The sequence below is a fragment of the Ancylomarina sp. 16SWW S1-10-2 genome, assembly GCF_009669305.1.
In the GTDB taxonomy this organism is placed as follows: Bacteria; Bacteroidota; Bacteroidia; order Bacteroidales; family Marinifilaceae; genus Ancylomarina.
Window position 1 is genome coordinate 140,697 of sequence record NZ_SADB01000011.1, and the last position, 12,643, is coordinate 153,339.

A 12,643-nucleotide genomic window follows, 5' to 3' on the forward strand; every position below is an offset into this window, starting at 1 on the left:
ACAGCTGCAAATTTTATCTTTAGATTTTACACTTACAGGTTTTGTAGACATCAACAAAAAAGACCACCTCGCCTTCATTCTTCAGGCACTCCTCCTAAAAAAAGGAGGAGAAACTTTTACTTTTTGACCTTTAAACTTTAACCTTGGAGTCTTATTCCAATCTCATTTCCGAAACAGATGTTCCTGGAACAATCATCGGTAATACATTACTCTCAGTTTCTACAACAACTTCAAGGAAGTAAGCATTTGGCGAATCCAACATTTCTTTAATTGCTGCATCCAAATTCTCACGTTTACTTACTCTTTTTGCTTCTATGCCATACCCATCAACAATCTTTACAAAATCAGGATTATCTAATTTAGTACATGAAAAACGCTGGTCGAAAAATAAATCTTGCCACTGTCTTACCATACCCAAAAATGAGTTATTCACAACAATAATCTTAACTGGCAAATTGTATTGTCTAATCATAGCCAGTTCTTGCAAAGTCATTTGAAAACCACCATCACCCGATATGGATACAACCTTAGCATTTTTATCACCAATTTGAGCACCAATTGCAGCTGGTAAACCGAATCCCATAGTACCCAATCCTCCAGAAGTTATCTGTGTATTTGGTCTTTTGAATTCATAATATCGAGCTGATGCCATTTGATTCTGTCCTACATCTGAGCATAAAATAGCTTCACCATTCGTTTGCTCAGAAACAGTTCGAACAACCTCTGCCATATTAATATTCTCTTTCTTGGAATAGGCTTGTTTCTTTATTACTTTATCAAATTCTAATTGATAAAAATCTTTGAACGATTTCATCCACTGAGGCTTCTCAGCACCACGAACCACCTTATTTAATAAACTCAAAGCTTGCTTAGCATCTGCCAACAAAGCCACATCAACCTTAATATTTTTGTTATGCTCCGATGGATCAATATCAATATGAACAATCTTCGCTTGCTTAGCGTATTTGGCTGTATCGCCTGTTACTCTATCGTCAAAACGCATACCAACTGCAATCAAAACATCACATTCGTTGGTATTAATATTCGGTCCATAATTACCATGCATACCCAACATGCCTACATAAAGAGGATGATCAGTTGGAAAACACGATAAACCTAAAAGTGTACATGCAACTGGAATCTTAGTCTTCTCTACAAATTCCATTAACTCTTTTTCTGCACCAGACAATAAAATTCCCTGACCAGCAAGCAATAACGGTTTCTTCGCTCCATTAATCAATTCAGCTGCAGCTTCAAGCTGACTCATGTCTAGCTCTGGCATTGGCTGATAAGAACGAATAAAATCACATTTTTTGTATTTATAATCTGCAGTAGCAATCTGGGCATCTTTTGTAATATCAATCAATACTGGTCCCGGACGACCTGAACGAGCGATATAAAAAGCCTTAGCCATAACTTCTGCGATTTCTTCAACTTTGGTTATTTGAAAATTCCACTTTGTAACTGGCATTGACAAACCTATCATGTTTGTTTCCTGAAAAGCATCCGATCCTAAAAAGCCACTGGCAACCTGTCCTGTTATAATAACAAGTGGAGTAGAATCTAAATAAGCATCTGCCAAACCCGTTAATACGTTTGTTGCTCCAGGTCCCGAAGTTGTAAAACAAACACCAGGTTTCTTACTAATTCGAGCATAAGCTTGAGCTGCATGAACTGCACCTTGCTCATGACGTGCTTGGTAATGTTGCAATTCATCCTGATGATCGTATAAAGCATCATAAACTGGCATAATTGCACCACCAATATATCCGAATATACTATCTACTTTTTCCTCTACCAGACTTCGAACTAATATTTCTGCTCCCGACAAATGATTTGTATTCTTACTCATGGTGTCTGTATTTTGAGTTTTTGTTGCTACTTCCATCTTCTTATTTTTCTGTTCCCCCAGGCGTTGCCTAGGGCTGAATTGATTACAGCCTTTTAGGCTTTTTCGTTAATTCATAACTACCAATTCTTAATTTATAATTGCCTAACGGCTCCCTTATCTGCTGAAGAAACCAATTTTGAATAAGCTTGTAAGGCTTTTGAGACAACTCTTCCACGTCCTCTTGGAGTGAAGGCTTTGTCGCCATAGGCTTCTTCTTCTTTTCTTCGTTTTTCCAATTCTTCATCCGATATACATATATTCAGACTTCGGTTTGGTATGCTGATTTCTATTTTATCTCCTTCTTTTATCAAAGCAATTGCTCCTCCTGCTGATGCTTCTGGTGATACATGACCAATCGATAATCCTGAAGTTCCTCCAGAAAATCGACCATCGGTAATTAAAGCACACTTAGCTCCCAATCCAATAGCTTTAAGATAAGAAGTTGGGTAAAGCATCTCCTGCATTCCCGGTCCTCCTGCTGGACCTTCAAACTTAATCACCACCACATCACCAGCACTTACTTGTTTCGTTAAAATTGCTTCGCAAGCATCGTGCTGTGAATGATAAACCTTAGCTGTTCCTTTAAAATTAAATACCTCTTTGGCGACACCAGCTGTTTTTACAACACAACCATCAGGTGCAATATTTCCAAAGAGTACGGCTAAACCACCATCTTGAGTATACGCATTAGCTATATTTCTAATACATCCATTTTCTCTATCAACATCCACTTCTTTGAACTGTGAATTTTGAGATGCGAAAGTTAAATTTCGACCGCTGCGTCCTGGTGCAGCAGAAAATATTTCCTTTGCTTTTTCTGTTAAACTATCTGCAGTCAAGTCATATTCTTTGAGTGCCTGCTTCAAACTTTTTTGATCTACACGACCAACTTCAGTATGTAACAAACCACCTCTATCTAACTCAGCCAATATGCTCATAATACCACCTGCACGATTTACATCCTCAATATAATAGTCAGGTGAATTAGGTGCTACCTTACAAACATTAGGTGTTTTACGAGATAACTCATCCATATCTTTCATCGTAAAATCTAACTCAGCCTCGTGTGCTATAGCTAAAAGATGAAGTACCGTATTGGTTGATCCTCCCATTGCAATATCCAATGTCATTGCATTCTTGAAAGCATCAAGTGTAGCCACTGATCTTGGTAAAACTGAAGCATCGCCGTCCTTATAGTAAGCATCGGTAATCTTCACAATACAATCGGCAGCATCCATAAACAAATCCTTACGCAACTTGTGAGTTGCAAGCAAAGTTCCGTTTCCTGGTAAAGCTAATCCAAGAGCTTCGTTCAAACAATTCATCGAATTTGCAGTAAACATTCCTGAACATGAGCCACAAGTTGGACAAGCCGACTCTTCAACCTCCTGAAGACGTTCATCGCTTATACTATCGTCACCTGCCTTAACCATCGCATCAACTAAATCAAGCTTTTCACCTTTCGATTCACCCGCTTCCATTGGTCCACCCGATACAAAAACAGTTGGAATATTCAATCGCATAGCTGCCATCATCATACCTGGCGTAATCTTATCGCAATTCGATATACAAATCATCGCATCAACCTTATGCGCGTTACACACATATTCTACACTATCAGCAATTACGTCTCTCGATGGTAGTGAATAAAGCATTCCATCGTGTCCCATTGCAATACCATCATCAATAGCAATTGTATTAAACTCTGCTGCAAAATAACCAGCCTTCTCTATCTCTTTTTTCACCATTTGGCCAACGTTCTGTAAGTGTACATGACCTGGAACAAACTGTGAAAATGAATTTACAATAGCGATAACTGGCTTACCAAACATATCTTCTTTCATGCCATTAGCACGCCACAAGCTTCTAGCTCCTGCCATGCGTCTGCCTTCTGTTGTTTGACTGCTGCGTAATTTATTTTTATACATTTTGATTAATGTTTTATAATTGTTTGTACTAAACTGCTGTCAATTATCAATATCTCAGCAAATTCGAGGCAAAAAAAAGCTCTTCCATTTCGGGAAGAGCGCTCATAAATTTCGTTATTTCGAATTATTATGTGTACGTTACTTCCCCCATCGTCATTCTAATAATGACGATGCTAATAATGACGATAATGACTAGCTTAACTGATACCATACAATAATCTGACCTAAAAAAAAAACCTCTTCGTTTCGGAAGAGGTTTTGAATATTTTGTAAAACTTGTTTCGTTTATTTAAATATGCTCAACCTCGAATCGTGTCCAATAAGGACGCGAATAATGACGTTAATAATAATGACAAATGTCAATTGCATATTGTTTTTTTTATTTTTGAATTTCTAGTTGAAATCCTATTGTTTTAATCGTGTCAACGAACCTTTACAATCATTCTCTCAATCTGATTACACTGACAAATCTATACGACAAATATATGTTATAAAATCTATTATTTCCAAATCCTACGATTTCCAAACGTATTTTTAAGCGAACTAATTATCATAAATAAAGCTTACACCCCAATATTTATAGGCTTTACAACTTTAAAAACATTGCAAGACTTATAAGATACTCACACTAATTTTATTGTTGAAAATAATTTGAATTACACTTGCTTTATCTTGTTTAAAGATAAGACTAAATGAACCAATCTTCTACTGGCACACTATATTTCTTCAAAAAAACTCACTTCAGCCATATTACACTATCTTTACAATTAATTTAATTTCAGCCCCTTATAGTGCTTTATACATTTCAATATGAGGAATGCCATCTTCTAAATACCCTTCTCCTTTTTGGATAAAACCGTGAGCCTCATAGAATTTCTTCAAATATTTTTGTGCTGATATTTTTATAATATCCTCACCGTAATATTCTTTTATAGCTTTTATACTTTCGCTCATAAGGTTATGTCCATAAGCATATCGACGTTCATCTTCAGCAACAATTACACGACCAATGCTACAGGCATCGAAATATTCACCCTTATCGAATAAACGAGCATAGGCACAAATCTTATTTCCTTTAAAACCTAAAACGTGCAATGCCTTTCTGTCTTTCCCATCCATATCGAGATAAACACAATCTTGTTCCACAACAAAAATTTGTGATCGCAGTTGCAATAAATTATACAATTGATCAAGTGTCAATTGGTCAAACTTAAGAACTTTCCACTCTAGATTTACGAACTTATTTTCATCTTGCTTTTTCATTCATTCTCAATTAGAAAAGTAAAGTACCAAAACACAAGTTAGATTCATAAAATATCCAACGTGAATTTGTGTTTATATTAATTCAAGCTTTATTATAAATTCTTATTTTGCATTTGAAGGCAAATCAAGACCATAACCTGAAACCTTATCTTCACGTTTTAATAATATCGCAAATATCAATCCTAAAATTCCCAATGAGGCAAACATGATCATTGTATAAGTATAATTAAGGCTTTCTGCTCCCGGAGCATTGGTTTTGTCCAATACAAGTCCTGCTAATATTGGAAAAATCCATAAGCCAATATTCTGTACCGAGAACATGAAACCATATGCCGTACCAATTCGTTTCTCATCAACAATTTTAGCAACTGATGGCCACATTGAAGCTGGCACCAAAGAGAATGCAATTCCTAAAACAACCATCAAAACATAGGGGTTAATTGTGGTGAATGCGAAACAAGTATGTACAAAAACTAAGATGAGTGATCCATATATCATTAGAGTAGCAGCTCTACCATACTTATCAACAATAAAACCAAATAGAGGTGTAAAAATCATGGTCCCAACAGGCAACATAGATGATATGTCGCTTGAATCGGAAATAGATAAATTGAACTTATTTAAGAAGAAATCAGCTGAAAATGAAAAGAAAGGGAAAACGGCTGAATAAAAAGTCAAGCATAATAAAGTCACATACATAAAAGAACGATTGAATATCAATTCTTTTAAATCAGAAAATTTGAATGGATCACTTTTCTCAGCGATTCCATCTTGTTGGCTTTGTCTATCCAATTTTAGATCGAACATCATATAAATCATGAAAACTAATAAAGAAATAGTTACAAAAAGAGCCGCAAACCAAATAGCTGTTGTCCAGCCTGATGGGGACTTAATTAAATAAGGTGACAGTTGAAATGCCAAGAAAGACCCTGTTCGTGCCAATCCTAATTTCACCCCAAAAGCTAAAGCTAACTCTTTACCTTTAAACCATTTTACAATAATTTTAGAAATAACCACAATACTGGTTTCAGCACCTAATCCGAAAAGGAAACGTCCTAAAAGCATCATCTTAAGCTGAGGCGAATAGTTTGGCAAAAAGGATGACATAAAACCATATCCCCATCCACCATTACTGTAAATATCGCTGGCTCCGTAAGCAGTTACTAAAGCACCAAAGGCCATAAAGGAAACGAACATGAATCCTGTTCGACGAATGCCTAATTTATCAAGAACAATACCGCCAACAACGGCCATACACAAGAAAACATTCGATAAAGAGTATACCGAAACAAACAAGCCATAATGAGTGGAAGTAAAACCAAATTCCTTCTCAAATATCGTTTTTAAAGGTGAGAGTGCATCGTAGAAATAATAGTTGGCTGCTAAAACAAAACCCACCATAAGTAGCATTACCCATCGCATCCAAACATTATCACGTAGGGTCCTTTTTAAGTTTTTCATATTCGTTTTTTGTCGTTTCAATTTTAGGCCGGATTGTAATCAGCTTCGAAAATACGAATTAAATTTTGACTTGTTAATTTTAATCAAAATGAGGGTCTTTATTTTTCACACTATAAATAGCTTTCAAATAAGTAAAAATATTATAAGTCAATTAAACGTATTTATTACCTTTAGTACATTATACATTTATGAAATTCAATTTCGACTAAATATGAAAAATCGTTTATTCTGTTTACTTCTCGCTCTTATCATTCCTTTAGTTTCATTCTCGCAAAAAACTAACGATAGTTTGGACGTATTAAAAGTAAAGGTTTATAAGTTTGATATAAAACAAGAAATAGGACCTCCTGTTTGGCGACAAACTAAAGATGCATTTGCTGAAGCTAAAGCATGGAATGCGGATATATTCCTAATTCACATGAATACCTATGGAGGAGCTGTGGTTGATGCAGATTCCATTAGGACTGCTATTCTTAATAGTGAAAAACCAGTTTATGTCTATATCGATAATAATGCCGCATCAGCAGGAGCACTTATTTCAATTGCATGCGATGGTATTTATATGCGAACAGGAGCTAATATTGGAGCTGCTACCGTTGTAAACCAAACAGGCGAAGCTATGCCCGATAAGTATCAATCTTACATGAGATCGACTATGCGAGCTACAGCAGAATCGCATGGAAAGGATACTTTGATTCAGAATGGAGATACGATCGTGAAATGGAAAAGAGATCCACTTATAGCTGAAGCTATGGTTGATCCCCGCACTTATATTAAAAACGTAATTGATACGGGTAAAGTTTTAACCTTTACCCCAAACGAAGCCATTAAAAATGGATATTGTGAAGGTATTGCCAACTCTGTTGAAGAAGTTTTAAAGCAATTGAAAGTAGAAGACTATGTGATTAAAAAATATGAGCCTTCAGGTATCGAAAAACTTGTGGATTTTATGTTGAATCCTATGTTTCAAGGCCTGTTTATCATGCTTATCATCGGGGGAATTTATTTTGAGTTACAATCTCCAGGAATAGGATTTCCTTTGATTATAGCGATAATTGGAGCATTCCTATACTTTTCACCTTTATACCTAGAAGGTTTGGCTGCTAATTGGGAAATCATTCTTTTCATCGTAGGAGTCGCCCTCATTGGGGTCGAAGTATTTGTGATTCCAGGTTTTGGTGTTGCAGGTGTTTCTGGTATTGTTCTTATTATATCAGGACTAAGCTTAAGTTTGATTGACAATGTGAATCTTGAATTTGAACCTCGTCATATTAAAGCACTTTTAGGTGCAATTCTTCTGGTCACCTTCTCAATGCTCTCCTCTATTATCATATCCATAAACCTGAGTAAAAGACTCTTTGCCGGGAAAGGATATCTTGGAAGATTGGCACTTAAGACCGAAGGTAAAATTGAAGAAGGCTATATTGGTGTAGATATGAGTCCAAAATCACTTGTAGGTCAAAAGGGAATTTGTGGAACCGATCTTCGTCCATCGGGTAAAATTATTATTAATGAAGAAATTTACGATGCAAAATCGGAAGACGGCTTTATAAATAAGGGAACTGAAATTATTGTTCTTCGTTACGAAACAGGGCAAGTTTATGTCATGAAAGCTAATAATGAATAATCAATGAGTGAAAAGATATCAGGAGAATGGTGTTTTGGCAGGCTTCACTAATTTTTTTCACTTTAACCTTTAAATTTATTACTTGACACTTTAGCCTTAATCTCTATCTTTGCGAACCAAATAATACAATATGTCATTATTCGAAGAAATAATAAATGAGAAAACAATCACAACCGGAACAGTAGCTTTTCGAATGCTACTCAGTTTGGCTGTGAGTGTTATTGTAGGTATTGAACGAGAATATCATAAACAACCAGCTGGTTTACGTACCCATGTTCTTATTAGTTTGGGTGCAACTCTTATTATGCTGCTTTCTATCTACATTCCACAAACTTTTACTCAATATAGCCCTGCCGATCCTGCTCGACTTGCCGCACAAGTTGTTTCAGGTATTGGTTTTCTAGGAGCAGGTGCAATTATGAAGTTTGGATTCAACGTAAAAGGTCTTACAACCGCTGCTTCAATCTGGGTAATTGCGGCTATTGGCTTAGCCATAGGTGCAGGTATGTATTTGGCAACCGCTATTGCTGCAGGCATACTCCTTTTCGCTCTTTCCTTTCTTAATATCTTCGAAAAATGGATGTTTCCAGCTAAATCCATCAAACATTTACATGTTTATTCAGCAGTTGGTTTTGAACTTAAAACGGATCCTATTTTAACTCTTCTAAAAAAGAACCAGGTGAATGTCCAAACCATAGATATTGAACAATCATTTGATGAAAAACGTACCAATCTTTACTTTGTTATTCAAATTAAAGAAAAGGTAAAAATCAATAAGCTTTCTGAAGAAATTGGTGCTATTGAAGGCGTTCAGAAAGTTAAACTACAACAAATCGTTTAAGAAATAAAACAATACTTACTCAAACTCTATATGAACCTAATAAATAATGGGAAACTTGATTTTTCCCAACTGGAAAGTATTACAAAAAAACCAAAGCTTTTCACTAAAGATAAAGTCAACTTTTGGCAAGATCCATACATTTCGGAACATATTCTTTACGCTCATTTAGATGATGAAAGTGATGAAGGTTCAAGAAAATACGAAACTGTGATTAAATCGGTCTTATGGCTATCGGAGTATATGAGTATGCCCAATGGATCTCGATTACTCGATTTGGGTTGCGGACCAGGTTTATATAGCGAGCATTTCCATGGTCAAGGTTTCAAGGTAACAGGTATCGATTTCTCACAAAATTCTATTGACTATGCCAAAGAAGAAGCGAAAGCCTCACAATACGATATTGAATACATCTGTCAAAATTACCTAGAGATAGACTACACCAATGAATTCGATGTGATTACGCTTATTTACGGTGATTTATGTGTGCTTTCTCATCAAGACAGAGATTTGCTTTTAACTAAGGTTCGAAAGGCTCTTAAACCTGGAGGCTACCTTATTTTCGATTTATTTACCAGAGAATACTTTAAAAAAGGACACGAAAATCAAAGCTGGTATGTCAGTCAGGAAGAAGGCTTTTGGAAAGAGGAAGAACATCTGCTTCTACATGAACATATCAAGTACAAGAAAGAGAAAGTTCGATTAGAAAAATACACCTTGATCATGAATGATGGACGAATGCAGAATTATCATATCTGGAAGCATTACTTCTCTCTTAAGCGTGCCCAAGAAATGATGAAACAACATCAATTTGATCTTAAGGATTTTTGGAGCGACCTGTGTGGAAAACCTTATGACGTTAAAAGTTCATGGATTGCTATGATCGCTCAAAAGCCTTTATAGGAATTCTTAATAAGAATAATAACTTTTTTATCCTAATAAATATTTCAATTATTGTTTTAACTTCGAAATTGATAAAATGTTAAGTTTAAAAAAATAATTAATAATGAAACGTTTAAATACGATACTTACCTACACAGCCATATTTATTAGTTTTTGTGCCTTTTTTGTTTCAATTTACCAGACCCAAGTCTTAAAGAAACAAACCGAAATCATGCAAGAACAGCAACAGGCTGCTGTCTGGCCAAGACTATTTATTGCTCGAAGTACGAGCTCCAATATATACCAGTATCAGTTAAAAAATGATGGCGTGGGACCAGCTATTATTAAATATGTCGAAATATCTATAGATGGGAAAGCATACAAAACCTGGGATGATATTATAAGCTCTATTAGCGGTCAAAAAGGCAATAGTTTAAGCAGAAGCATGATTAACAATAGGGTTATTAGATCTTGTGAAAACGTTATCATGTTTAGTATCAATGATGTTGAGCTAATAAAAAAAATATATAAACAGAAATCCAAAATAACTATCGATATTTATTATACGTCAGTTTATGGAAAATGCTGGCGATTGAAACAAGAATCAGGTCAGCCTTTTGCAGTTCCCGAGATTGTTGATGACTACCCTAGAACAAAAGATTCTGAATTTATGAATTAAAGGTGTAATAGACAAAATGGTTGCACTTTTTAAGTAAAACATTTCAAGTGGACAAAATGGTTGCTGTATTTTTGCTCTTCATTTTCGTTTGTAAATTCAAGTTAATTACATTTGATTTATCAAGTTAAACAAAAGCAGGCTATGCTGGAGAGCAACCTGTCAGGGATATACTTGATGACTGACGAAAAAGTCAAATATAAGGAGTTCAAAAATGGAATTCCTTATATTTTTTCCGAAGTCTTTATGCCTTTAAAAACTCATCAATAAACTTCATTTTTCTTTTTAAAGTAAGACCATTATGATTTCTGAGTTTGTTCTTTAAATCTGCAAAATGTCCCTCTATTGCACTTGTGGTATTCGGCATTTTTAACTCCATGTTATTATACCATGTAAAAAGCCATTCAGTGTTAGTTTTAAGACTTCTGTAGGCACTTCTTAATCGTTTGTGAGTGTAATGACTTTTTCCTGTTTCAGGATTACTTGTTCGCTCATTTAGAAATGATTCCCATTTGGTATGCCATAATTTTAATCCACCTTCAAATGATTCTTTATCTGTCATTTTCATCATTGCAACAAATTCTTTCAGTTCAATAGCTGCGGGTAGTTTGGTTTTTTTAGTTATGTATCTACGAATGATGGCTACTTGATGAAATTGACACATTTGAACAGGAATTTTACCAAAAGACTGCAATAATCCTCTACGACCATCACAAATAATAGCTGCAACTCTAAATCCCTTGGATTGCAATTCATTTACCCCTTGGATGTACAAAGAATTAGTTTCTGATTTCACATAGTATTTTAGTAGGTTTTCTTTGGTATAAAAATCTTTAAAAAGCATTACGCCAAAGTTCTTTCCCCAATATGTTGTATCCATCAAAACGACAACCACTCTAGATTCTTTTCCAGGAATAATAACTTGATATGAATCTATTTTTCGTTGGATGGTTCGTATAGAACAATTGTACTTTTTTGACAACTGTAGATAAGTCTGTTTCCCTTTAGTATAATCCTCCCAAATATCTTTAGAATTGAATTTTTCACCACCAATAAAATATCTATTACAAGCTAAACATTTATAGCGTTGTCTGTTATTACGAACACCATGTTTTCTCGTAATTGAACTATTGCAAAAAAAGCATTTTTTTATTCATAACCTTTGATTTGCTTTAAAGCTAATAAAACCTAAGCTTAGCGGAAGATTTACCAACCATTTTGTCTATTACGCCGAATTAAAGTATTTAAATCACAGGCTATGCAATAGGTCTGAATGAATAAACTGGTAATTCAATCTTCTTTTAAGCTTCTCATTTGTGATGAGTTTAAAAGAAGAATTGACACCCTCCTCTTCATCGAAAATTGGACGTTCAACTCCAATCACATCGGCAGCTTTCGTATAAAACACCCTCTTTGATGGATGTGTATCAGCTGTACAATTAAAAACCTCATTCCACATATCCTGCTCAATAATTTCATTGATAATTTGTATACAATCATCACGATGAATAAGATTCACAGGCACATCTGCATTTTTCACTTTCCTTCCAGACAAGAAATTACCTGGTTTTCTGTCTCCGCCAAACAAACCCGAAAATCTTAGAATAGTCGTTTGATAATTCGTATTTCCCTTCATTAAGTTCTCAATAGCAACCCAGGGAGATTCACTCAATTCAGAATTTTCATCAACTGGCTTCTCAGAATTCTTATAAACACCTGTTGAACTAATCAAGATCAACTTCTTAATAGGTGATTGTTCTAATACAGGTAAGAATTGTTTGTAGAGCTCAATATCTTTTATGGTCAGGTTTAAAACTAGAATATCTGAATTAAGAAAAGCTATCATCTCATCATTCAAGTCTTCAAACCTCAACTGAAAAGCTTCGATTCCTTTTTCTGATAAGCGTTCTTTTTTAGCTAAGCTGGTAGTAGATCCTTTTACTTGAAAACCCTTTTCTAGCAGATTTACGGCTAAAGATTCCCCTAACCAACCGCATGACAAAACACTTATAAATTTCAAATTAGATTTATACATGAATAGACTATTTTAAATATGATAGCTTTAAACAAAGATTTA

10 protein-coding genes are annotated in these 12,643 nt (G+C 35.0%); 4 read left to right on the plus strand and 6 right to left on the minus strand.

Features of this window, described 5'->3' with window-relative positions; translation table 11 throughout:
* Positions 1-151 precede the first annotated feature (151 nt).
* The 4 genes from ilvB to EMN46_RS11160 all read right to left on the minus strand — a co-directional run bounded on the left by ilvB (position 152) and on the right by EMN46_RS11160 (position 6,543).
* Entirely contained in the window at positions 152-1,888 is a 1,737-nt protein-coding gene (ilvB, locus tag EMN46_RS11145) for a biosynthetic-type acetolactate synthase large subunit (protein WP_195715249.1), read from the minus strand.
* A gap of 95 nt (positions 1,889-1,983) precedes the next feature.
* Positions 1,984-3,819, minus strand: a complete 1,836-nt coding sequence (ilvD, locus tag EMN46_RS11150; RefSeq protein ID WP_154200885.1) for a dihydroxy-acid dehydratase — start codon at positions 3,817-3,819, stop codon at positions 1,984-1,986.
* 786 nt (positions 3,820-4,605) lie between these two features.
* Positions 4,606-5,082, minus strand: coding sequence for a GNAT family N-acetyltransferase (locus EMN46_RS11155; RefSeq protein ID WP_154200886.1), 477 nt, complete (start codon positions 5,080-5,082; stop codon positions 4,606-4,608).
* A gap of 102 nt (positions 5,083-5,184) precedes the next feature.
* Positions 5,185-6,543 (minus strand): MFS transporter, encoded by a 1,359-nt coding sequence (locus EMN46_RS11160; protein WP_154200887.1) that lies wholly within the window; start codon positions 6,541-6,543, stop codon positions 5,185-5,187.
* A 211-nt stretch (positions 6,544-6,754) separates the two neighbouring features.
* On the opposite strand from EMN46_RS11160, the gene EMN46_RS11165 reads away from it, so the two are divergent.
* The 4 genes from EMN46_RS11165 (at position 6,755) to EMN46_RS11180 (ending at position 10,569) form a co-directional block, all read left to right on the plus strand.
* On the plus strand, positions 6,755-8,170 hold the full coding sequence (locus EMN46_RS11165) for a nodulation protein NfeD (protein WP_154200888.1): 1,416 nt from the start codon (positions 6,755-6,757) through the stop codon (positions 8,168-8,170).
* A 130-nt stretch (positions 8,171-8,300) separates the two neighbouring features.
* Positions 8,301-9,011 (plus strand): MgtC/SapB family protein, encoded by a 711-nt coding sequence (locus tag EMN46_RS11170; protein ID WP_154200889.1) that lies wholly within the window; start codon positions 8,301-8,303, stop codon positions 9,009-9,011.
* 30 nt (positions 9,012-9,041) lie between these two features.
* On the plus strand, positions 9,042-9,911 hold the full coding sequence (locus EMN46_RS11175) for a bifunctional 2-polyprenyl-6-hydroxyphenol methylase/3-demethylubiquinol 3-O-methyltransferase UbiG (RefSeq protein WP_154200890.1): 870 nt from the start codon (positions 9,042-9,044) through the stop codon (positions 9,909-9,911).
* 103 nt (positions 9,912-10,014) lie between these two features.
* Complete coding sequence (locus EMN46_RS11180; RefSeq protein ID WP_154200891.1) at positions 10,015-10,569, plus strand: hypothetical protein; 555 nt, start codon at positions 10,015-10,017, stop codon at positions 10,567-10,569.
* 241 nt (positions 10,570-10,810) lie between these two features.
* Here the strand turns inward: EMN46_RS11180 and EMN46_RS11185 are convergent, their stop codons facing one another.
* Positions 10,811-11,548 (minus strand): hypothetical protein, encoded by a 738-nt coding sequence (locus EMN46_RS11185; RefSeq protein ID WP_154200892.1) that lies wholly within the window; start codon positions 11,546-11,548, stop codon positions 10,811-10,813.
* Positions 11,549-11,815: 267 nt separating this feature from the next.
* Complete coding sequence (locus tag EMN46_RS11190; RefSeq protein ID WP_154200893.1) at positions 11,816-12,601, minus strand: NAD(P)H-binding protein; 786 nt, start codon at positions 12,599-12,601, stop codon at positions 11,816-11,818.
* Between the last annotated feature and the right edge of the window lie 42 nt (positions 12,602-12,643).